The 22067-nt window shown below is 60.9% G+C and carries 25 protein-coding genes; 13 read left to right on the top strand and 12 right to left on the bottom strand.

Annotated elements, in window-relative coordinates:
• Positions 1-23: 23 nt before the first annotated feature.
• The gene (gene cobO / locus J3R80_RS13325) at positions 24-632 is read left to right on the top strand and encodes a cob(I)yrinic acid a,c-diamide adenosyltransferase (RefSeq protein WP_275394276.1); all 609 of its coding nucleotides are present in this window, start codon (positions 24-26) and stop codon (positions 630-632) included.
• Positions 633-649: 17 nt separating this feature from the next.
• Complete coding sequence (locus J3R80_RS13320) at positions 650-961, top strand: YciI family protein (protein WP_275394275.1); 312 nt, start codon at positions 650-652, stop codon at positions 959-961.
• A gap of 9 nt (positions 962-970) precedes the next feature.
• Here the strand turns inward: J3R80_RS13320 and J3R80_RS13315 are convergent, their stop codons facing one another.
• The gene (locus J3R80_RS13315) at positions 971-2626 is read right to left on the bottom strand and encodes a thiamine pyrophosphate-binding protein (protein WP_275394274.1); all 1656 of its coding nucleotides are present in this window, start codon (positions 2624-2626) and stop codon (positions 971-973) included.
• An 82-nt stretch (positions 2627-2708) separates the two neighbouring features.
• Here J3R80_RS13315 and J3R80_RS13310 point away from each other — a divergent pair, with 82 nt between their 5' ends.
• Positions 2709-3266: an NAD(P)H-dependent oxidoreductase gene (locus J3R80_RS13310; protein WP_275394273.1), complete on the top strand. Its 558-nt coding sequence runs from the start codon at positions 2709-2711 to the stop codon at positions 3264-3266.
• Here J3R80_RS13310 and J3R80_RS13305 read toward each other — a convergent pair.
• On the bottom strand, positions 3263-4303 hold the full coding sequence (locus J3R80_RS13305; RefSeq protein WP_275394272.1) for an FAD-dependent oxidoreductase: 1041 nt from the start codon (positions 4301-4303) through the stop codon (positions 3263-3265). The genes J3R80_RS13310 and J3R80_RS13305 overlap by 4 nt on opposite strands.
• 54 nt (positions 4304-4357) lie before the next feature.
• On the opposite strand from J3R80_RS13305, the gene mnmD reads away from it, so the two are divergent.
• Both mnmD and J3R80_RS13295 read left to right on the top strand, forming a co-directional pair.
• Entirely contained in the window at positions 4358-5035 is a 678-nt protein-coding gene (mnmD, locus tag J3R80_RS13300) for a tRNA (5-methylaminomethyl-2-thiouridine)(34)-methyltransferase MnmD (protein ID WP_275394271.1), read from the top strand.
• 10 nt (positions 5036-5045) lie between these two features.
• Positions 5046-5906, top strand: a complete 861-nt coding sequence (locus J3R80_RS13295) for a DMT family transporter (RefSeq protein ID WP_275394270.1) — start codon at positions 5046-5048, stop codon at positions 5904-5906.
• A gap of 1 nt (position 5907) precedes the next feature.
• Here J3R80_RS13295 and J3R80_RS13290 read toward each other — a convergent pair whose 3' ends face one another.
• A complete protein-coding gene (locus J3R80_RS13290) occupies positions 5908-7869 on the bottom strand; it encodes a lytic transglycosylase domain-containing protein (RefSeq protein WP_275394269.1) in 1962 nt (653 codons plus the stop codon).
• Between the two features lie 141 nt (positions 7870-8010).
• On the opposite strand from J3R80_RS13290, the gene dapA reads away from it, so the two are divergent.
• Both dapA and smpB read left to right on the top strand, forming a co-directional pair.
• The gene (gene dapA / locus J3R80_RS13285) at positions 8011-8883 is read left to right on the top strand and encodes a 4-hydroxy-tetrahydrodipicolinate synthase (RefSeq protein WP_275394268.1); all 873 of its coding nucleotides are present in this window, start codon (positions 8011-8013) and stop codon (positions 8881-8883) included.
• A gap of 76 nt (positions 8884-8959) precedes the next feature.
• Positions 8960-9436 carry an SsrA-binding protein SmpB gene (smpB, locus tag J3R80_RS13280; RefSeq protein ID WP_275394267.1) on the top strand — a complete coding sequence of 159 codons (477 nt, stop codon included), beginning with the start codon at positions 8960-8962 and terminating at the stop codon, positions 9434-9436.
• A 65-nt stretch (positions 9437-9501) separates the two neighbouring features.
• Here the strand turns inward: smpB and J3R80_RS13275 are convergent, their stop codons facing one another.
• From J3R80_RS13275 to J3R80_RS13265, 3 genes are read right to left on the bottom strand one after another with little or no spacing between them, the layout of a single operon-like run.
• A complete protein-coding gene (locus tag J3R80_RS13275) occupies positions 9502-11262 on the bottom strand; it encodes a bifunctional molybdopterin-guanine dinucleotide biosynthesis adaptor protein MobB/molybdopterin molybdotransferase MoeA (protein ID WP_275394266.1) in 1761 nt (586 codons plus the stop codon).
• Positions 11259-11879 (bottom strand): molybdenum cofactor guanylyltransferase MobA, encoded by a 621-nt coding sequence (gene mobA, locus J3R80_RS13270; RefSeq protein WP_275394265.1) that lies wholly within the window; start codon positions 11877-11879, stop codon positions 11259-11261. The genes J3R80_RS13275 and mobA overlap by 4 nt, the downstream gene beginning before the upstream one ends.
• Positions 11876-12760, bottom strand: coding sequence for a formate dehydrogenase accessory sulfurtransferase FdhD (locus tag J3R80_RS13265; protein ID WP_275394264.1), 885 nt, complete (start codon positions 12758-12760; stop codon positions 11876-11878). Before J3R80_RS13265 ends, mobA begins: the two co-directional genes overlap by 4 nt.
• 53 nt (positions 12761-12813) lie before the next feature.
• Between J3R80_RS13265 and J3R80_RS13260 the strand changes: the two genes are divergently transcribed.
• Together J3R80_RS13260 and J3R80_RS13255 are read left to right on the top strand one after the other, a co-directional pair.
• On the top strand, positions 12814-13527 hold the full coding sequence (locus J3R80_RS13260; protein ID WP_275394263.1) for an AzlC family ABC transporter permease: 714 nt from the start codon (positions 12814-12816) through the stop codon (positions 13525-13527).
• Complete coding sequence (locus J3R80_RS13255) at positions 13524-13853, top strand: AzlD domain-containing protein (protein WP_275394262.1); 330 nt, start codon at positions 13524-13526, stop codon at positions 13851-13853. Before J3R80_RS13260 ends, J3R80_RS13255 begins: the two co-directional genes overlap by 4 nt.
• A 9-nt stretch (positions 13854-13862) precedes the next feature.
• Here the strand turns inward: J3R80_RS13255 and J3R80_RS13250 are convergent, their stop codons facing one another.
• The 3 genes from J3R80_RS13250 to J3R80_RS13240 form a co-directional block, all read right to left on the bottom strand.
• Complete coding sequence (locus tag J3R80_RS13250; RefSeq protein WP_275394261.1) at positions 13863-14459, bottom strand: hypothetical protein; 597 nt, start codon at positions 14457-14459, stop codon at positions 13863-13865.
• A gap of 34 nt (positions 14460-14493) precedes the next feature.
• Positions 14494-14628, bottom strand: a complete 135-nt coding sequence (locus J3R80_RS13245; protein ID WP_275394260.1) for an aa3-type cytochrome c oxidase subunit IV — start codon at positions 14626-14628, stop codon at positions 14494-14496.
• 79 nt (positions 14629-14707) lie between these two features.
• The gene (locus J3R80_RS13240; RefSeq protein ID WP_275394259.1) at positions 14708-15169 is read right to left on the bottom strand and encodes a DUF6173 family protein; all 462 of its coding nucleotides are present in this window, start codon (positions 15167-15169) and stop codon (positions 14708-14710) included.
• 149 nt (positions 15170-15318) lie between these two features.
• On the opposite strand from J3R80_RS13240, the gene J3R80_RS13235 reads away from it, so the two are divergent.
• A complete protein-coding gene (locus tag J3R80_RS13235) occupies positions 15319-16269 on the top strand; it encodes an NAD(P)-dependent oxidoreductase (protein WP_275394258.1) in 951 nt (316 codons plus the stop codon).
• Here J3R80_RS13235 and J3R80_RS13230 read toward each other — a convergent pair.
• Entirely contained in the window at positions 16266-17243 is a 978-nt protein-coding gene (locus J3R80_RS13230; protein WP_275394358.1) for an MBL fold metallo-hydrolase, read from the bottom strand. The genes J3R80_RS13235 and J3R80_RS13230 overlap by 4 nt on opposite strands.
• A gap of 62 nt (positions 17244-17305) precedes the next feature.
• Positions 17306-19027: an acyl-CoA dehydrogenase gene (locus tag J3R80_RS13225; protein WP_275394257.1), complete on the bottom strand. Its 1722-nt coding sequence runs from the start codon at positions 19025-19027 to the stop codon at positions 17306-17308.
• Positions 19028-19132: 105 nt separating this feature from the next.
• Between J3R80_RS13225 and J3R80_RS13220 the strand changes: the two genes are divergently transcribed.
• Complete coding sequence (locus J3R80_RS13220) at positions 19133-20089, top strand: L-threonylcarbamoyladenylate synthase (protein WP_275394256.1); 957 nt, start codon at positions 19133-19135, stop codon at positions 20087-20089.
• On the opposite strand, the gene J3R80_RS13215 is transcribed toward J3R80_RS13220, so the two are convergent.
• Positions 20086-20664, bottom strand: a complete 579-nt coding sequence (locus J3R80_RS13215) for a YqgE/AlgH family protein (RefSeq protein ID WP_275394255.1) — start codon at positions 20662-20664, stop codon at positions 20086-20088. The genes J3R80_RS13220 and J3R80_RS13215 overlap by 4 nt on opposite strands.
• A 121-nt stretch (positions 20665-20785) precedes the next feature.
• Between J3R80_RS13215 and J3R80_RS13210 the strand changes: the two genes are divergently transcribed.
• Positions 20786-21607: a protein-disulfide reductase DsbD domain-containing protein gene (locus J3R80_RS13210; protein WP_275394254.1), complete on the top strand. Its 822-nt coding sequence runs from the start codon at positions 20786-20788 to the stop codon at positions 21605-21607.
• Positions 21608-21839: 232 nt separating this feature from the next.
• Complete coding sequence (locus J3R80_RS13205; protein ID WP_275394253.1) at positions 21840-22067, top strand: DUF6732 family protein; 228 nt, start codon at positions 21840-21842, stop codon at positions 22065-22067.

The following is a 22067-nucleotide window of genomic DNA, read 5'->3' as shown; positions in this document are numbered from 1 at the left end:
GACGAGCAATTCATGAGGACACCATGACCGTAGATCCCGATCGTCACGCCACCAAGATGGCCAAGAAGAAAGCCGCCCGTGACAAGATCATGGCGACGAAGACCGATAAGAAAGGTCTGATCATCGTGCACACGGGCAAGGGCAAGGGCAAAAGCTCGGCCGCGTTCGGGATGATCTTCCGCTGCATCGCACATGGAATGAAAAGCGCCGTGGTGCAGTTCATCAAGGGCGGAATGGATTGCGGCGAGCGTGATCTGATCAACGCCAAGTTCGGCGATATCTGCGAATTTTATACGATGGGCGAGGGCTTTACCTGGGAAACACAGGACCGCACCCGCGACATCGAAATGGCGCAGGCCGCGTGGGAGAAGTCGAAAGAGCTGATCCGCGATCCGTCAAACACCATGGTCCTGCTGGACGAGATCAACATCGCCATTCGCTATGACTATGTGGATGTGAATGAAGTGGTCAAATTCCTTGTGGAAGAAAAACCCGAGATGACCCACGTGGTTCTGACCGGGCGCAATGCTGCAGACGAACTGATCGAAATCGCCGATCTGGTGACCGAGATGGAGCTGGTCAAACACCCGTTCCGGTCGGGCATCAAGGCACAGCAAGGGGTCGAATTCTAGACCTCTGAGGAGGACAGATGCCCAAGTTCTACATCGCTTATCACGAGCCGCGCGACGTGCCCGATGATAAGAAGGCTGATATGCAGGCTGCATACAAAGCCTGGATTGCCAAATATGCGGATGCATTCGTCATGCCGGAAACGCCGCTCAAGGCGCAATGGACTGTCGATGGGGATGGCGCGCGCGAAGGGTTTAAGCAGCCCATGATGGGGTTTTGCATCATCGAAGCGGCTGATGCAGATGCTGCACTGGCAATTGCCAGTGAAAACTCGTTCCTACAGATGGGCACCATTCATCTGGCAGAAATGATGGAGATGCCGGGCGGCTGACCGCCGGCGTCAACTTTTCCGCCCCATTTCGCGTAAGTCGTCCAGCGTCAGGCTGGGTGTGGAAACCTGAGGATCAAGCACCAGCTCGATCACCGCCAACCTGTCGGCGGCTTTGGCGCGGGCGAAGGCATCCGCGAAATCTGCGCCATTGGTGACGGTTTCGCCATGTCCGCCGTAAGCGCGTGCAAGGGCCGCGAAATCGGGGTTCGCCATGTCGGTGCCAGACACCCGCCCCGGATAAGTGCGTTCCTGATGCATCCGGATGGTGCCGTATCGCCCGTTATTGGCAATGATCGCGATGGGTTTCGCGCCGTGCTGCGCGGCGGTCGACAATTCGTTCAGGGTCATCTGAAACTCACCATCCCCCAACCATGCAACGACGGTGCGGTCGGGATGTTCAAGGCTGGCCGCGACGGCAGCGGGAAAGCCATATCCCATCGACCCGGATGTCGGGGCCAACTGGGTGCCGTGCTGTTTGAAGCTGAAATACCGGTGCAGCCAGGTGGCATAGTTTCCGGCCCCATTGGTGACAATGGCATCTTCCGGCAGGTGTTCAGAGAGCCACAGCATCACCTGTTCCATCTTCACGTCGCCCGGTGTGGCGACGGGTTCCTGAAACGCCTCGTAATCGTGGCGCGCGGATTGGGTCCAGCCGGACCAGACCGGGGCATCCGTTCCATTGGTCTGTACAAGCGCCGCAAGCGCCTCGGGTCCAGTGGCGACCAGCGTCAGATCGGCGTGATAAACGCGCCCCAACTCATCCGGGTCGGGATAGACATGCACGATCCGCTTGGCCGTCGCGGCGGGATCCAGCAGCTCGTATCCACCCGTCACGCTGTCGCCCAAACGCGAACCAAGCACGATCAGCGTATCGGCATCGCGCAGACGCGTGCCCAGCTTCGGGTTCATCCCTACGCCAAGGTCGCCGATATAGTTCGGGTGGCGGTTGTCCATGAAATCCTGCCGCCGGAAGGCGCAGGCGACGGGCAGGTCATGGGCCTTCACGAACCGGGCAAGATCATCGGCAGCCTCTTGTGACCAGCCCGGTCCACCCGCGATCACCAATGGCGCCTTCGCGTCTGCCAGCATCGCGGTGATGGCTTGCGCATCCCCAGCGGTGACATGTCCGTTCGAGCGGGCCATCGCCGGGCGATCGGGCACATCGGCATGGGCGCTCAACATATCCTCGGGCAAGGCAACGACCACCGGGCCGGGGCGGCCCGACCGGGCCATGTGAAAGGCGCGGGCCAGGTATTCGGGCAGGCGTTCGGTCTGATCCACCTCGCAGGCCCATTTGGCAAGCGTGCCGAAAACCGCCCGATAGTCGACTTCTTGAAACGCTTCGCGGTCGCGATGACCACGTGCGATCTGGCCGACAAAAACAACCATCGGTGTGCTGTCCTGCTGGGCCACGTGAATGCCCGATGCTGCGTTGGTCGCCCCGGGTCCGCGTGTGACAAACAACACCCCCGGTTCTCCGGTCAGCTTGCCATGCGCCTCGGCCATCATGGCTGCCCCGCCTTCCTGACGGCAGACGATGTTTTCAATTCCGCTGTCATGCAGCCCGTCCAGCGCCGCCAGAAAGCTTTCACCGGGAACCGAGAACACGCGCCGCACGCCTTCGGTTTTCAGGTGATCAACCAATATCTGTCCGCCATGCCGCATCGTCGCGCCCCTTATTGCCCATTCAACCGTTGACGTAGCCCGACGCGCACCGCACCTTGGCGTGACGCATGAGGAGGTTGATTTGTCTAAACATCGTTTGCTTGGCATGTCCGGGTCATTGCGTAAAGACGCAACGAACCGGTTTCTGATCCGAAACGCCGCACGCCTTTTTGGCGATGCTGAGTTTACCGAGGCTGATTTAGACCTGCCCCTGTTCAATGCCGATGACGAGGACGCGCAGGGTGCCCCCGACAGCGTGATCCGTCTGGCGGGGCAAATTGCGGTGGCCGATGCCGTCATCATCTCGACACCCGAATATAACAGCATGTTGTCGGGCGTATTGAAGAACGCCCTTGATTGGGTCAGTCGCGTGAAACCGTTGCCGTGGACCGACAAGCCGGTCGCCGTGATGTCTGCTGCGGCCGGGCGTGCAGGTGGCGTGCGCGCCCAAAGTTCACTTGTGCTGGCGATGATGCCGTTCCAGCCGCGATTGATCACGGGTCCAGCCGTGGCCGTCGCGGGCAGCCGTCAGGAGTTTGACGAGGATGGGCGCTTGAAAAGTGAACGCTACGAAGCCACGCTGTCGAAACTGATGAACAACCTGCGTGCAGAGGTCGACCGCGGACAGGTCGCGCGCTAAAGGCTGGCCGCGACCCTGAAATCTTCGGGGATTGTCCTGCGCCCTTCCAAGATCAGATCGGCCATCACTTCACCGACCTTCGGACCCATGCCGAAGCCGATTTTGAAACCACCATTGGCGATGAAATGACCGGGCCTGCCGGGATAGGCACCCAGCATCGGCGCGCGGGATTTGGCGCGCGGTCGCACCCCGGCCCAGCGTTCGATCACAGGCGCATCCGCAATGGCCGGACAGGCGGCGCGCGCACGGGCAATGACGTCATCCAGCGCAGCGTCACAGCTTGTCGGGTCGTCGAATTCACGTTCGCTGGTCGACCCGATGGCCACCGTGCCATTGGCATGGGGGATGATGTGCAACGAGTCCGCGAAAAGTTGCGGCATGTCAGCGGCCGCATGTTGCAGCAGCGCACTTTGCCCCTTTACCCCGTTGCCCACCGGCTTGCCCAGTTCCTGCGACAGGGTCAGAAGCCCCTGCCAACCGGTTGCCCAGACCACATGACCTTCCTCATCGCCGTCGCTTACGACCGCGCCCCCTTTGGCCTGCAACGCCCCGGCCAGCGCCTGTGCGGCCAGCCGTGGGTTCATCCGCGCCGTCAGCGTGTCGTGGATCAGGTATCCGGTCGGGCTGTCCGGTGCCCAGTCCGGAAAATCCGAGACGGGGCGAACCTCCCACATGGCCTTCCCCTGCCACAGGGTTGCGGCCTCGGTCTTGCGGTCGTGGGCAAGGGCCAGAAGGCGCTCGTCCGCGATGGGTTGCAAGCGACCCGTGCGGCCATATCCCGAGGGCAGACCAGACACTGCCTCAACCTCGGCCCAATACTCTTCTGCCATGATCAAGCTGTCGAACTGAAAGGCTTTCTTGGCGTTCCAGCGTTCGGGCACATGCGGGGCCAATGCACCAACAAGACCGCCTGAAGACCCGGCCCCAACGCCACCTGGGTCAATGACCCGCACCTTTGCGCCGCGCTTCACGCAGCTCCATGCCACTGACAGGCCGAATATGCCCGCGCCATAAATGGTCACATCCACGATTGCCAAAGCATCGGTCCTTCTTCATGGTCACGCACGTTGGGCCGAGTTCTAGGGCAAGACATGACAAAGAGCCAGATCGCAGACATCACGTGGAAAGACAGCGGCGTGCCGGTGGCAGCGCGGTTTGATGACCCGTATTTTTCGCTGGAAGATGGGCTGGCCGAGACGCGTCACGTGTTCCTAGTGGGCAACCATCTGCCTGCCCGGTTCGTGCCGGGGTTTCATGTCGCCGAACTGGGTTTTGGCACCGGGTTGAACATGTTGGCGACGTTCCTCGCGTGGCGCGCGGAGGGCGCGCCTGCGAATGTCCGATATACTTCGTTCGAGGCGTTTCCGATGACGGCACAAGACATCGCCAAAGCGTTGGACACCTTCCCCGAGGCGAAAACGGTATCCGCACCGTTCCTGTCCGCATGGGCCGAGGGTGCGCGCAGGTTCGATCTGGACGGTTTTTCCGTCGCGGTGGTCGAAGGCGATGCCCGCCAGACACTGACCAATTGGCAAGGCAGGGCTGACGCATGGTTTCTGGATGGTTTCTCGCCTGCGAAAAACCCTGAACTGTGGGGTGAAGAGTTGATGAAACAGGTCGGCGCGCATACCGCCCCCGGAGGCACGTTTGCGACCTACACCGCCGCTGGCTTCGTGCGCAGGGCGCTGTACGCGGCGGGCTTTGACGTGGAACGCACGCCGGGTTTCGGGCGCAAGCGGCATATGAGCCGCGGCACATTGCGCGACTAGGAGCCACGGGATGGAGCAAAACACCCGCGCCGGTATCCTCTTGATGGTGGCAGCCACATTTGTCTTCGCGTTGCAAGACGGGATCTCGCGCCACCTTGCCGACGCCTACAGCGTCTGGATGGTGGTGATGATCCGTTACTGGTTCTTTGCCGCCTTTGTCATCTGGCTGACCCGTCGCAACGGTGGTCTGAGGCAGGCATTGCGACCCGCGCGCCCCTATCTGCAAGTCTTTCGCGGCGCGCTTCTTGCGCTGGAGATTTGCGTGACGGTGTTGTCCTTCGTTTTACTGGGACTGGTGGAAAGCCATGCGATTTTCGCCTGCTACCCGTTGCTGGTGGCGGCGTTCTCGGGCCCGGTTTTGGGGGAAACGGTCGGCTGGCGGCGCTGGGTGGCAATTGGCATCGGTTTCATCGGTATTCTGGTGATCCTTCAGCCGGGCGTCGGAGTGTTCGCGCCCGAAGCGATCGTGCCCCTGATCGGGGCGCTGATGTTCGCACTCTATGGCCTTCTGACCCGGCTGGCTGCGAAAACCGACAGCACTCAGACCAGCTTTTTCTGGACTGGCATCGTCGGCGCGGTCGTCATGACCGCCATTGGCGCGACGTTCTGGGAACCGATGATCGCGCGGGATTGGGGATGGATGGCCCTGCTTTGTGTCACTGGCGTTTTGGGGCACTGGCTGCTGATCAAATGCTACGAGTTTGCCGAAGCCAGCACCGTGCAGCCCTTTGCCTATCTTCAGCTCGTCTTCGTTTCGATCCTTGGCGTGTCCCTTTTTGGCGAAGAGCTTCGAACCAACGTGGTGATCGGTGCGGTCATCGTGGTCGGCGCGGGGATTTTCACCCTGATCCGCAGCCGACGCGCGACCTGACCTATTGCTTAAGCTCTTTCGACAGGGACAGCGGTTCTGTTTTGCCGGTCAGCCGCGCGCGATAGACAGGCAGGCTTTCAGCCACCCGCATCACGTAATTTCGGGTCTCGCGAAACGGAATATGCTCGATCCAGTCGATGATGTCGGTCGAACTGGCCCGCACATCGCCCAGCTGCTCGGACCAGCGCGACGCGCGGGTCGGTCCGGCGTTATAGGCCACGGATACCAGCACCGGATTCATGCCGAAATCCTCAATCAGCTTGGCAAGATATTCAGACCCCAACCTCGTGTTGTATTCCGGATCGGTGATCAGGCGTGATTTCGAATAGGGCATGTCCAACCGCTTCGCCATATCAGACGCCGTGCCGGGCATAAGCTGCATCAACCCGCGTGCGCCCACACCGGACATGACGCCTGGGTCGAATTCGCTTTCGCGCCGCGCGATGGCCAGTTCAAGTGCGCGGGGCACCGTTCTGTTGCCGCGTCCGATATCCGGCGTCGGATAATAGGGGCGCGGGATTGTCAGGCCGACGCGGGCGGCCTGCTTCGCGATCATCACCTGCAAATGCGGTTCATCCACACTTTCAGCCCACGCGCCAAGCTGGCCGATTTCTTCCCGGCTCAGGCTCTCTGCCAAATGCACGGTAAAGCGTTCCGCCCAATACCGTTCGCCCGCAGCTTGCAGCAGGCGCGCGGCCTCCATCACAGATCCGCCCCAAAACCTTGCTTGTTTGAACGGCGGGAAAGGTTCGTTCCCGGTCAAGGTCGGATCCATTGGTATCCCGGCCTTCTCGGCGGCCAGCAGGCCATAGAAGCTGGTCTGATATTCGCCACCCAACTCATAAGCGGCCTTGGCCGCAACGGCGTCGCCCGACGCCTCGTAAGCGCGCCCCAGCCAATATCCCGCACGCCCCAAGCTGATCGGTGTATCCACGGCAACCCGGAAGGCTTGGAAGTGCTCCAGCGCCGTAACGGGGTCGTTCAGTTTGCGCAGGGCCACATAGCCTGCGATCCACTCAAGGTCATTCTGATCCGACCCGCCGCTCAGATGATGAAACGACGCCAGCCGATAGGCTTGCTGCGCCTTGCCTTCGCGCATCGACCAGCGGGCCAGAACGCGGCGCCAACTGGCCCAGCGTTGGGGTTGACCCAAAGACGCCACGCTGTTCGAGCGGGCAAGGATCAGGTCGATCGCGTCCTGATTGCGCCCTTTCGACGCCCGCCACAGAAAACGCTCATAGGCAAGCCCCGGATCGTCCGCCAGCGCAGATGGGACAGCGGCGATCAACGCATCGACACCATCGCTTTTTTTGCGCAGTGCCAGTCGGGCCTTGGCCAATGTCTGCTGGTCCTTGCTGACCAAAGGCAGCATCCGGGTCGCTTCCGTGACGTCCCCACGCCATAAAAGCGTATCGAGCCTGTCCCAATGATAGGGCTTCAGTGTATCGCCAAAGCGCGAAACAAACGCATTATGTTCGTCTTCGTCCAGCGACAGAGTGGTCCATGCCAGAATGATCTGGGCGCCTGCCTCTTCGGCCGCCCCGGTTGCGGTCAGGGCTTCGGCAAGCCGCAAGGCCCCGCGCCCGGTCTGCGGTGGTTCCGGCTTGAAAAAGGCCAGCACCTTCTGGGGATCATAGCGATGCGGGATCGTTTCCTCGGACTGTTCGCGCAGGTATTTCAACCCCGGCCAGTCGGGATGTTTCTCCAGAAAGGCGCGGGTGTCCTCGAAACTGCCTTCGCCACGGCGCAACCGGTGCCATTCGACGATATCGCGCACCAGCGGACCGCCCGAATGCGCGGTGGACAGCGCCGATGACCAATCATCGGATCGCGCGTGTTTAACAGCCTGTTTCAACGCGCTGACCACGTTTGATTCTTGCGCTGACGCACCGGTTTGCATTGCAAACAAGGGCAATAACGACAGGGATATGGCCCCGATTGTGTGTTTTAAGAACCTGCTCATGTGGAAAAACTAGTAATGGCGACCGGATACGCAACACACAAACTTGGCATTTGTGTTGAACCCGGCTAGTTTCCGCCGCGTTTGCGGTCGCGAGTCACTCTGCACCGCCAGAAACCTGAAACAACTAATTTGGAGCGTGTCATGTTCAAAGGATCTCTTCCTGCCCTGGTCACGCCGTTCAAGGACGGCGCAGTGGATTTTGACGCGCTTAAACGCTTGGTCGAATGGCATATCTCCGAAGGCTCGCATGGCTTGGTGCCGGTGGGAACAACCGGGGAAAGCCCAACCTTGAGCCATAAGGAGCACGAGCAGGTCGTCGAGGCCGTCGTGACCGCCGTTGCAGGCCGTGTGCCCGTGATCGCGGGTGCCGGGTCGAACAGCACGGCGGAAAGCCTGCGTCTGGTGAAACATGCCAAGGCGGTCGGGGCGGATGCTGCGCTGGTCGTGACGCCCTATTACAACAAACCGACGCAGGCCGGGATGATCGCGCATTACTCGGTGCTTGCCGAGGTTGGCGTGCCGATCATCATCTACAACATCCCGCCACGTTCGGTGGTCGATATGTCGCCTGCCACCATGGGTGAGCTGGCAAAGCTGGACATGATTGTCGGCGTCAAGGATTCTTCCGCCGATCCGGGCCGGGTTGCCATGCAGCGCATGAGCTGTGGCAAAGATTTCATCCAGCTATGTGCCGAAGACCCGGCGGCGGTTGGTTACAACGCCATGGGCGGGGTCGGTTGTATTTCCGTCACCGCGAATGTGGCACCGAAGCTGTGCAGCCAGGTGCAAGAGGCAACGCTGGCGGGTGATTATGCCAAGGCGCTTGAATTGTCCGACGAACTGATGCCACTGCACCGCGCGATTTTCCTTGAGCCGGGTGTGGCTGGGGCAAAATACGCCATGTCGCGGCTGGGTCTGTGTGACGGAGAATTGCGCCTGCCGATGGTTGAAGTGAGCGATGGCACGAAAGAACAGATTGATGCGGCCCTGCGCCACGCCGGTCTTCTGAACTGATCAAATCAGCCGGGGCGTCCGCGAATTGCGGACGGCCGGGCTGGACAGTGCCCGGACGAACGCCTACATCCGCGTCATGGCCAAGACGAAAGACGACCCCAACTACAAGGTGATCGCCGAAAATCGGCGCGCGCGTTACGACTACGCGATTGAAGAAGATATCGAATGCGGCATCGTTTTGATGGGGTCCGAAGTCAAATCCCTTCGGGAAGGCAGCGCCAACATCGCAGAAAGTTATGCGGCGGTTGAAGACGGCGAGCTTTACCTGACCAACGCCTATATCGCGCCATACAAACAGGCCGTGACCTGGGGGCATCTTGAGCGTCGCAAGCGCAAGTTGTTGGCCTCAAAGCGCGAGATTTCGAAGATGTGGAATGCGACCCAGCGCAAGGGCATGACGCTTGTCCCGTTGGTTATGTATTTCAATCACAAGGGTTTGGTGAAGATCAAGATCGGTATCGCCAAGGGTAAGAAAGCGCATGACAAACGGGCGACCGAGGCCAAGCGTGACTGGGGCCGTCAGAAGCAACGGTTGTTGCGGCACGGGGATTAAGGGGCCTTGCCCCTCTGCGCGCTGCGCATTCACCCCAGGATATTTTTGGCCAGAAGAAGCCCGGATCAGGTTAGACCGAAACCCGAGTAAGGCAAGTAACGTACCGGGGTTCCCGGTTTGATGTCTGCAGCACCGTCCGGCAGTTCGACGAGGCCCGTGGCCCAGCTGAGGCCTGAGATGCGGCCAGAGCCTTCGGACTGAAAAACCTCGACATGATCATCGTCATTGAGACGTGCGCGCAGGTACTCGCGGCGACCGGGCTTTTTCGACTTCGCAAACGCGGCGGGCAGGTTGAAGGCTTGCGGTGTCAGCCAGTTTCCTCCGGCCAGCACCGAAAGGGCGGGGCGCGCGAAAACGAGCGTTGTGACAAGGGCTGCGACTGGGTTGCCGGGCAGGCCGAAGACAGGCGTGTCGTTCCATTGGGCAAGTGCCAGCGGGCGACCCGGTTTGATCGCGATACGCCAGTGGTGCAGCGATCCGGTTTGGTCCAGCAGGGCGGAGACATGATCTTCATCACCCGCAGAGGCCCCGCCGGATGTTAGGATGACATCGGCGCGTGATGCCGCGTCGTCAAAGGCCTGGCGCAACTCGTCCCGATCATCTTTGACGTGGCCAAGGTCCACGGGCGTGTAGCCCCAGTTTTCGACCAGTGACAGCAGCATTGGGCGATTGGCGTCATAGGTGCGGGCAGGGTCCAGCGTGGTGCCGGGCGCGGCTAGCTCGTCGCCCGTGGAAAGGACGCCGACGCGCAGGCGGCAATGCACCTGAGCGTCCGAAAGCCCAAGCGCGGACAAAAGTGCCACATCGGGGGCGCGCATTTTGTGGCCCGCCGGCAGGGCGAGCTTGCCGGCTTTCACGTCTTCTCCGGCGGCACGGGCGTTGGCGCCCGGTTTGATCCCAGCCGGGAAGCTGAGAGTATTGTCGTCGATCTGCACGTCTTCCTGCATGACCACGGTGTCAACGCCGTCTGGCAGCAGTGCGCCTGTCAGGATCCGGATGGCATGGCCCATTGGCACGGTGCCGTTGAACGGTGCCCCGGCGGCGGCGCGGTCATCGACTAGGGGCATCTGGATCACGTCGCCCGCTGGAAGCCCCGCATAGGCAAAACCATAGCCATCAACCGCCGCATTTGCGCCCGGAGGGTTCGCGCGCACCGCAACGTGATCGGTGGCCAGAATGCGGTCGTGCGCCTTGGCCACCGGGACGCGTTCGGTCCCCGTCACCGGGTGCAGTCGATCCCGAAGCGTGGTGAGGGCATCGTCGACCGGTGTCCAGTTCACACCGGGGGGCAGCGCGAAACAGTCATTTGCCAGCCTGGGCGCGTCACGCCGGGTCAGCCCGGTTGCAACTTCGATGAATGCCGCGATCGCCTTCGTGTCATCAAGGTCAAACACCGGCAGATCGAGCGCGGGTAGCGGGGTGTCGCTGGCGACCGCACGGATGGTTTGGTTCTTCGGGGCCAAGAGCGCCTCGCCGGTTGCCGCGCGGTGGGCTTCGATCTTCGGATGGGGCGCGGATTTGAACCCTTCGACCAGCACCAGATCACAGGGCGTCAGACGGGCGATCAGGTCGGTAAGGCGCGGCTCATCCGTCTCCCGCAGCTCGTGCAGGATCGACACCCGCGCGGATGAGGCCAACACCACCTCTTGTCCACCCGCCTCTCGATGCCGATGCGTGTCAGTGCCCGGGCGTTCCAGATCGACGCCGTGATGTGTGTGCTTCAGGGTCGAGACCCGCAGGCCCTTGGCGGTAAAATGCGCCACCAACCGTTCCATTAACCCTGTTTTGCCGGAGTTTTTCCAGCCGGTGATGCCAAAGACTCTCATGGCGCGGTCTCCAGCATATTTTGCGCATGGGCAAGATCTTCGGGCGTGTTCACGTTGAAAAACGGATCATGTGGGTTCGGGTCGAAGATGGCCATTGCGGCCCCATGTTTGTCGGTCCACTGAACGACCTTGCGCAACCCGCCCTGCAGCGCGTTGCGCAAATCGTCGCGCAACGAAACGTCCCACAGCCCGAAGGTCGGTTGTCGCATCGGGCCGCGGTCCGGATCGCGGGTGGCGGCCAGAGCGATCGGGGCTTGTGCGTCGTCGGCAGCTTTCGACAACCGATCAACCAGATCGCGTGGAAAAAAAGGCGTATCTGCTGCGACGGACACCACCTGCTTCGCGCCGTGGCTGGCTGCCCAGTCAAGACCGGCCAACACGCCTGCAAGCGGCCCTGCGAAACCGTCGATGCTGTCTGGCAAAACCGGCAAGGCAAGGTCGTCAAAACGCGCGGGGTCGCCATTGGCATTCAGCGCCAATCCGTCCACTTGTGGCGCCAGGCGGCTGATCACGTGCGACAAGAGCGTGCCATCCCCCAATCGCATCAACCCCTTGTCGCCGCCGCCCATGCGTGTCGCCAACCCGCCTGCAAGGATAATTCCGACCGGTCGCGTCATGCGCCTGCCCCCTTGCGACGGTACTTGCGTTCTTCGTGCGCCACATGCGCCGGGTCCATGTCGCGGATCAGCCGGTCTTCGCCGGACAGGCAGGTGAACCGCTGCCCGCGCATCCGCCCGATCAGGGTCAGGCCAACATCGCGCGCAATTTCTACACCCCATGCGGTAAAGCCAGATCGCGATACAAGAACCGGGATGCCCATTTGCGCGGTCTTGATCACCATCTCGGATGTCAGGCGACCTGTGGTGTAGAGGATCTTGTCCGCCCCGGTTACACTTTCGGACAGCATCCAGCCTGCCACCTTGTCGACGGCGTTGTGGCGGCCCACATCCTCCATATAGACCAGCGGGCGGTCTTCGTGGCACAGGACGGTGCCGTGGATGGCGCCGGCTTCAAGATAGAGCGACGGGGTGCGGTTGATCTTTTGCGCCAGCGCATAAAGCCACGATGTCTTCAGCGGTGCCGGGGGCAGGGTCAAGCCCTCAAGCCCTTCCATCATGTCACCAAACACGGTGCCGACCGCACAGCCCGAGGTGCGCGTTTTGCGGGCCAGCTTATCCTCGTAATCCGTCTCGACCTCGGTGCGCACGACGACAGTGTCGATGTCTTCGTCATAATCGACGCCGGTGATCTGGTCCGCCTCGGACAACATCCCCTGATTGCGCAGGAACCCAAGCGCCAGATAGTCGGGATAATCACCGATGGTCATGGCGGTCACGATCTCGCGCTTGTTCAGGAAGATGGTCAGGGGGCGTTCCTCGACCACCGAAATACGTGCAGGGGCACCTGCCTCATCATGGCCATCGACGACACGCGTCAGGCGGTCAGCCGAAGGGTTTGGCGCGATCAGATAGTCGGAAAGTTTGTCTTGGGTGACCAATTGCAACTCCTGCCATGACGCCGTAAGCGTAATGCGCAACTTAGGACCCGATTATGACTTCGTCCAACCCCAAAAGACACTTCCTGCGAGGGGCGCGTGACGCCTTGCCGTTTGCCTTGGTGATCGTTCCGTTCGCCGCGCTCTTTGGCGTGGTCGCGACCGAAGCCGGGTTGAATGTGGTCGAGGTCATGAGCTTTTCGGTGCTGGTGATCGCGGGGGCTGCGCAATTCACCGCCGTGCAATTGATGACCGAGAATGCGCCTACGATCATTGTGATCCTGACAGCGCTGGCGGTGAACATGCGCATGGCGATGTACAGCGCATCCCTGACCCCGTATCTGGGGCAGGCGCCGATGTGGAAACGTGCGCTGGTGGCCTATTTCATGGTGGATCAGGCCTATGCCCTGTCCCAGATCAAGTTCGAGATGGAGCGCGACCTGACCGTCTCGGAACGTTTCGCCTATTACATCGGAACGGTCGCGCCGCTGGCGCCACTTTGGTACGGCGCAAGCTATGTCGGCGCAGTGGCCGGGACGCAGGTGCCGCCTGAATTTGCGCTCGATTTCGCGTTGCCGATTACGTTCCTTGCGATGATCGCGCCAGCATTGCGTACCTTGGCGCATGTGACGTCGGCGGCGACGTCCGTCGTGCTGGCGCTTTTGCTGGCGTGGATGCCCTATGGCTCCGGGCTTCTGGTCGCCGCCATTGGTGCAATGATTGTCGGGGCACAGGTCGAGCTTCTGATGACAAGAAAGGCGGGACAATGATTGCGAATCACACAACGGTTTGGATCGTGATCGTCGCGCTGGCGATTGGCAGTTTTCTGATCCGGTTCAGCTTTCTGGGTATTGTCGGCGACCGTCCGATGCCCGAATGGTTGCTGCGCCACCTGCGCTATACGCCCGTTGCAGTGTTGCCGGGGCTGGTGGCCCCGCTGGTTCTGTGGCCATCAGCGACCGGTGGGATGACCGATCCCGCCCGACTGGCTGCGGCGCTGATGACGCTGTCCGTTGGGTATTTCAGCCGAAATGTGCTGGCCGCGATCCTGTCCGGCGCGGCCACGCTTTACGGTTTGCTTTACATGTTGGGATAAACGCGCGGGTCAGATGCCGCGCGTCAGAATCTCGCCGTTTTCTTCGGGATCATTGTCATAGAACTTGCGTTCGGTCACGCCGGGCAGGGCGCCGAATTGTTGCATGATCTTCTTCGGAAACATTGATGGCGAGATGGATTGAAACCCCGGCAAGCTGCGCAGGATGGCCCCGACAGACGTCGCGCATTGCGCCTTGGGAACCGCGCCATACCGTTCCACGGCGCGGATGGCCATTTCCGCAACCTGCGGGCTGACGATGATATCCTGCTGCACGACGTGATAGGTGATGCGGGCATGGTAATCGATATAGAAATCGACGGCCTTGTCCGTCATGCCGTAATGCACATCGTGGCGCTCGGGCAGATTTGGATGGTGCCACGTGCCAGCCGGATCAAAGATCAGCCGCTCGGACCCATTGATCAGAAGCGACGAATGCGCGCCCGCCCCGGATTTGTTCGAAACCACGGTGAACAGGGTGATCTTGGTCGGACCACCATGGCGGTATTTCGCACGCGCCACAGCTTCGTCGCTGGCCCAGACATTATCCGCGCCACCACAGGCCGCAAGGGTCAGCAAAAGCGACACCGCCATGATCAGTCGTAACATTGGGAAATCCTAACTACACCGGCACGAAGTGGCTTCAGGCGTTGAACATCGCCAACAGGATCAGAACCACCAGGAAAGCGATAACAGCGCGGGCCGAGAATTTGACGAAACCTTCAAAGGTTTTCTCGTGCGTGCCAGAGTCCATTGTGCCGTGTACGTGATCTTCCATTGTATGTTTCCTGTTCACAAAAAGCGTTGATGTTTCGAATAACCGATTTGAAACCGCCTGTCACGAGCCGGTTTGCGGGTTAGGCATCCGGCGTGACATCTTCCTCTAACTCGGCAGCCAGCCGGAAACCAATGCGATTGGGGGCTTCGCTTTCCACGCGCTTGGGCAAGGCGCGCAGCATAACTGACAATTGGCTAACATGTTGGATAAGCTGCGTTTTCATGCCCTCTCCGTCCGAGCCATAAAAGGTCAGCACGTCAGGGTCGAAATAGCCGATCCCTTCGATCCGAAGCACACCTGCATCACCGCCGGTAAAGCCCATCGCGACCTCGTGCTCGTTGTCCAACTGCTCTTCGAAGTTCTTGATATAAAGGATCAGCCGCTCATACGCCCATTCAGCCGGGCTTTTCTGTTCCAGTGGCGTTTCGGCGACTTTCTTCGGCAAGGGTTTGTCGTCAACGACAACTGGCCCGTCCTCGCTGCATTTGGCGGTATGTGCGCGGGGCGGGTTTGAACGGTTTGTCTGCTTTTTCTTCGCCATCTGGCCTCACAACGATTTACAGTTCACTCAGCCCTTTGTGGCACAAGCATACAATGCCGTCACGTGACGATCACGAGAGCGGTGCGGTCTTGCAACCTAGGGCATAGGCTGGATTGATCTGGGCGTTGGCCCATCGTGGAGGAACAACTGTGAAAATAGGGTTCATCGGTCTGGGGAATGTCGGCGGGAAACTGGCGGGCAGTCTGTTGCGCAACGGTAAAGATTTGACAGTGCTTGACCTTGCCCCTGAAATCGTTGCGGATTTTGTCGCCCGTGGTGCGAAACCGGCGCACAACCCGGCTGCATTGATGGGGGATTGCGACATCGTCATCACATGCCTGCCGTCGCCTGCGGCTTCGGATGCCGTGGTCAGCCAAATGCTGGACCACGTGCGGCCCGGCAAGATCTGGCTGGAAATGTCCACCACGGATGAGGCCGAGGTGAAACGGCTGGGCGCCGAGGTGATCGCGCGCGGTGGCGATGCTGTTGACTGCCCGGTGTCGGGTGGATGTCACCGGGCGGATACGGGCAATATCTCGATTTTTGCGGGTTGTGAGCGGGCGACGTTTGAACGGGTGCTGCCCCTTCTGACCACAATGGGCCGCCGGGTTCTGCATACCGGTCCGCTTGGCTCGGCCTCGGTTTTGAAGGTGATGACCAACTATCTGGCGACCGCCAACCTTCTGACCTGTTGCGAGGCTTTGGTGACGATGAAAGCCGCCGGGCTTGATCTTGCGACCACCTATGAAGCGATCAAAATCTCGTCTGGCACATCCTTCGTACATGAAACGGAAAGTCAGGTGATCCTGAACGGATCGCGCGACATTTCCTTCACCATGGACCTTGTGGAAAAGGATATTGGCTTGTTTCAGGCTATCGCTGACCGGGCCGGCGTGCCGCTGGAAATCTCGCCCCTGATGGTCGAGATATTCAACGACGGCATTGCGCGCTACGGCGAACGGGCGCAGTCAGATGACATTATCCGCAGGTTGGAAGAGGCGACAGGGCTGGACATCACCGCCCCCGGCTTTCCCGCCGAGATGGTGGATGATGAGCCGGAAGAACCGGGATACGAGGTGGTGCCGCGTGGGCGCGGCTAGGCTTTCTGCCACAGCCACGCGCCGTCTTCGCGCCGGGTGCGTGTGACGCGCCCTTCATGCAGCAGATGGTTCAGGTGCCCCACGGCTTCGACCAGTGCCAAGCCGTATTCACCCCCCGAAATCTCGCGCTTGAACAGCGGCGGGAAGCAATCGCCAGCCACGTGGGGATCAGTCAGAAAGGCCTCCAGCCGGTCCAGCGCGTGGTGATGGTTGGAGATCAGCTGACGCATTCGTGTGGGCAAGCCGGTGAAGGGCAGTTTGTGACCCGGTAGGACAAGTTGGTCCGGGGTCGCGTAGTGTGACAGGCGTTCGCAGGCTTCCAGCCATTCCCCGACCGGGTCAGCCTCGGGTTCTGTGGCATAAACCCCCAGATTTGGGCTGATCGTCGCCAGAAGCTGATCGCCTCCGATCACCAGCGCGCCATCCGTCGACCAAAGCGTCGCGTGCTCGGGCGCGTGGCCGTTGCCAATTCGCACATCCCAATCCCGCCCACCAAAGTGAATGCGGCTGCCTTCCTTGATCCGTTTGAAGCCCAGCGGCATGTCGGCCACGATGTCGGCATAGTTGAAGGGTCGTTCGGTCAGCCGCTTTTGGTAAACCTCGGGTGCCATGCCCGCCGCGCGCCAATAGGCCAGGGTTTCGTCGACCGGCACCATTTGCTCATCCAGCAGCAACATGCGTGCGAACAGCCATGCGGTGCGTGTGGTCACAAGCTCGGCCCCTTGTTCGCGCTGGAACCAACCGGCAAGCCCGACATGGTCGGGGTGGTGATGGGTCACGATCACCCGTGCAATGGGCTTTCGGTCAAGGGGTCCGGCCAACAGCTTTTGCCAGATGCCGCGGGTTTTCTTCGAATCAAAACCCGTATCGACAATGGTCCATCCTTCGGGGTCGTCGAAGGCAAAGACGTTGACATGATCCAGCGCCATGGGCAGCGGCAATCGCATCCAAAGGACGCCTTGTGCCACTTCCATAGCATTGCCCTCGCCCGGAGCCTCCGGGAAGGGGAAGTGCAGCGTGCTTGGCGTCGGTTTGTTCACGATGCCAGGTCTTCCGGGCTGAGCGTATACAGCCCCGCCGCCCCGGTGCGGGCTTGTACGAATTGCGCGGTATGTTCCGGCAGCAGGCGGTTGATATAGAAACGCGCAAGCTCCGAGCGTGGGCCCTTGCCGCCCTCTGCAATCGCGGCGCGCAGGTGGTAATGCGACCCCAGCACACGGGCAAAGCCCATAAGAAACGGGACAGCACCGGCAAAGCGGTCTTGCATATCCGATTGCTCGACCATCCATTCGATGGTTTCGCGCAGGTCCTCTGCGGCAGACCAAACGGCTTCGGACATGTTGGGGAAATCGGCGCGCGCGGCTTCAGCCTGCGTTTCGATTTCATCCAACAGGCGGAACGCAGCCTCGCCGCCGTCCATCATCTTGCGACCCACAAGGTCCATCGCCTGAATGCCGTTCGTGCCCTCGTAAATCGCGGTCACGCGCACATCGCGGGAATGCTGGGCCGCGCCGGTTTCCTCGATGAACCCCATGCCGCCATGCACCTGCACACCCATATGGCTGACAAGAATACCCGTTTCGGTGCCATAGGCTTTGACGATTGGGGTCAGAAGCGCGGCGCGCGCTTTCCAGTCCTCGTCGCCTGTCGCGCGGGCCATATCCAGCGCCAGCGCCAGCGACATGGCCATCGACCGGGCGGCGAAAAGCTCGGTCCGCATCTGGGTCAACATGCGTCGCACATCGGCAAAGTCGATGATTGCCCCGGTGCCCGCGTCGCCCAGTGGCGTGCGCCCCTGCTTGCGTTCCATCGCATAGGCCAAGGCTTCCTGATAGGCGCGCTCGCCGACGCCATAGCCCTGCACACCCACACCCATGCGTGCGTTGTTCATCATCGTGAACATGGCGGCCATGCCTTTGTGTGGTTCACCAACCAGCCACCCCTTGGCGCCGTCGAAAGACATAACCGCGGTGGGGCTGCCATGCAGGCCCATCTTGTGTTCCAGACTGACCACGCGCAGGCTGTTTGTCGCGCCGGGATTGCCATCTTCATCCGGGATCAGTTTGGGCACCATGAACAGGCTGATCCCCTTGGTGCCAGGTGCTCCATCCGGCAGACGGGCCAGCACAAGATGGCAGACGTTTCCGGTGATGTCGTTATCCCCCCACGAGATAAAGATCTTCTGCCCGGTGATCGCGTAAGTGCCATCGCCATTATCCTCGGCCTTGGTGGACAGTGCCCCCACATCCGACCCGGCTTGCGGCTCGGTCAGGTTCATCGTACCCGCCCATTCACCGCTGATCAGCTTAGGCAGATACAACTCTTTCAGCGCGTCCGACGCGTGATGCTCCAATGCCTCGATCTGGCCTTGCGTCATCAGGGGGCACAGTTGCAGCGACAGGCAGCTGGCCGACATCATGTCATTCACAGCCGTTTGCAGGGTCAGGGGCAGACCCATGCCGCCATATTCGGGGTCAGCCGCCATGCCGATCCAGCCGCCCTCGGCGACCGCCTTATACCCGTCCGTAAAACCGGGCGAGGTGCGGACAACACCGTTTTCCAGCTTGGCAGGCGTCAGATCGCCGTTGCGGTTCAGGGGGGCCAGAATGTCTTCGCACATCTTCCCGGCCTCGGTCAGGACTGCGATCGCCACATCAGGCGTGGCATCTGCGAACAGCTCGGTTTCGGGCAGTTGGTCATAGCCGATGACATGGTCGAACAGGAACTGAAAATCGTCGGTTGTCGCGCGGTAGGTCATGTGTGTCCTCGGCAAATCTCTTGGCATCTGGGCAATAGGCCCTTAACTGGGCCTTTATTCTTCCTTACTGAAGGTCTGAAGGGTGGCAAAGGAAAACGCAGCGTCATGAGCGCAGAGGGCATGAATACCGAATTCCTGACTGCCGATACGGCAGGTATCGCGCGGGCGGCCACGCTGTTGCGCGCCGGGGCGCTTGTGTCCTTTCCGACCGAGACCGTCTATGGCCTTGGCGCGGATGCCACCAACGACCATGCCGTCGCGCGGATATTCGAAGCCAAGGGCCGCCCTCACTTTAATCCACTCATCGTACATGTGCCTTCGTTGGAGGCCGTTCTGGACATCGCGGAGATGGACGGGGCGGCACAGGATCTGGCGCAGGCGTTTTGGCCGGGGCCATTGACGCTGGTCTTGCCGATCAGGTCTGGCGGACCACTGTCAGCCCTTGTCTCGGCAGGTCTTCCCACAGTTGCCGTGCGCGTGCCGGCACATCCGCTTGCGACCAAGCTGCTTACCGCCGCTGGCGTGCCTGTTGCCGCTCCATCGGCTAACCCTTCGGGGCGGATCAGCCCGTCAACCGCGCAGCATGTGCTTGATGGGCTGTCAGGCCGGATCGAGGCTGTGCTGGATGGCGGCCCGTGTGAGGTTGGGTTGGAAAGCACGATTGTCGGGTTTGACCCCGCTCCCGTTCTTTTGCGCCCCGGTGGCCTGCCGGTTGAAGCGATCGAGGCGGCCCTTGGCGGGCCCATCGCCACCCGTCAGACCAGCGCGGGCATCACGGCTCCCGGCCAGCTTTCATCGCATTACGCGCCGGATGCCGCCCTGAGGCTCAATGCCGAAGCCGCACAGGGCGACGAGCGCCTGCTGGGCTTCGGTCATGTCGAAGCTGATCTGAACCTGTCGCCATCCGGCGATCTGGTCGAAGCGGCGGCAAACCTGTTTCGGTTTCTGCACCAGTTGGATGCGCAGGGGGATGCGCCAATTGCCGTGTCGCCGATTCCCGATCACGGGATGGGTCGGGCAATCAATGATCGTTTGCGCCGGGCAGCGGCCCCTCGGGATTAAGCGTGACCGCCCTCGGTGGACAGAAGCAGGGGGTCAATGCCCAGCTTCGCCAAGGCAGCTTTCCATTTTCCGTCGCAGTCATCCGAGAACACGATGGCCTTTTCCGCGTCGCAGGTCAGCCACGCGTTTTGCTGTATCTCGGCCTCCAACTGCCCCGGCGACCAGCCCGCGTATCCAAGTGCGGGCAGCGAGTTTTCCGGGCCCGCCCCATTGGCCATCGCTTCAAGAATATCGCGAGTCGCGGTCATCGAGAATGCGTCATCAACCTTTAGGGTCGAGGCGTCGTTGTCATATTCCGCCGAATGCAACACAAACCCCCGTCCACCTTCGACAGGACCACCAAAGAAAACATGTTCGGCCTTGGTCGTGGCGCTGGCGTCGATGTCCAGTTGCGCAAGAATATCCCCAAGCGAAACATCAGGCGCGGGTTTGTTAACGATCAGTCCCATCGCGCCCTCGGGCGAATGGGCGCACATGAAAACGACCGAGTGTTCGAACCGCGGATCGCCCATGCCCGGCATCGCGATCAGCAGCTTGCCACTCAGGTCCATCAAGGTGTTGTCGTCTGCGCTCATACCATCAGCAAACCGCTGTGGACCGGGAAAGGCAAGGCACAAAGCGGGGAAATGGTAACGTTCTCTCCCCTAAATGTGATTTCACATTGAAGGTTCCGCGCCTATGTATCGGTGCATGAATATGAAATCCGTTCTTTCTGCCGCCGTTATGGCGTTTGCCGCCATGGTCTCGCCCGCAATCTCAGGCAGTGGGATGCCGCCTGCGCCTGAAGACGTGGTCAAGATCGACGTCCTGCCCGGTTGGCGGGATGCGCAGGGGCACCATATTGCCGCGTTGCGCATTCGGTTGGCAGAGGGTTGGAAAACCTACTGGCGCGCACCCGGCGAGGCTGGGATTCCTCCAAGCCTGAATTGGCAGGGGTCGGGTAATCTGGCTGCCGTGCAATTTCACTGGCCGGTGCCGGAAGTGTTTCGCTCTGGCGGCATGCAGACCATTGGCTATGTACATGAGCTCGTGTTGCCAATGACTCTTGTTCCCAAGACCGTCGGGAAACCCATTGCGCTGACCGGCAAGGTCAATCTGGGCGTTTGTCTGGATGTATGTATGCCGATGGACGCGACGATTTCGATCAACTTGCCCGCGCAGGGCAGTGGGACGAAGGCACCGATCAAGCAGGCGTTGCGCCAGCGACCGGACACGGCGCAGGAGGCTGGATTGCGCCGTGCCGAGTGCAAGGTCGAACCCACGAAGGACGGGTTGCGCGTTACCGTGGGCATCGACATGCCCCGACTTGGACCGAACGAGGTGGTCGTGGTCGAAACCGCCGATCCCTCGGTTTGGGTGTCAACGCGTCAGGCCAAGCGTCAGGGTGGGGCGCTAACCACCGTAGCGGATCTCGTGCCCAGCTCCGGCAAGCCCTTCCTGTTGAATCGCTCCGATTTGCGGTTGACTGTTCTGTCGTCGGGGCGCGGCGTTGATATTCGCGGCTGCACAGGCGGCTGACACCAAAGACCAAATCCGGCGATCAGGCGGCCATTGGTCGCCCCCGACCGCCATCGTGCCGCCTTTCCCGTTGCGAACGCCCTTTCCTGTGCATATACGGATCAACGACGAAGCCCATTGGGCCAGAGAGGTTGGCTGTCGATGATCGACCCGTAACGGGGATCAGACGCAGCATCGTCGATGACAAGGGACAGCCTCTTTGCGCCCAGATTACGCGTGAAAGGATGTCTTTATGACCCGACTGATACTTCTTGCCCTTGGCCTGCTGGCTGGCCCCGCCATCGCCCATCCCGGTCATATCGGAGAGATCGCGGGGCATGGTCATGTTGGCGGTATGATCCTGATCGGACTTGCCGCCGCCATCGGTCTTTGGGCCGCGCTAAGGGGCTCAAAAGAGACCCGGGCAAAACGCGAGGACGACAGCGAAGACGCTGACACTGAAGAACCGCAGGAGGCATAG

The sequence above is a fragment of the Aliiroseovarius sp. Z3 genome (assembly GCF_029105185.1).
GTDB lineage: Bacteria > Pseudomonadota > Alphaproteobacteria > Rhodobacterales > Rhodobacteraceae > Aliiroseovarius.
This window is presented reverse-complemented; position numbering and strand designations above follow the sequence as displayed.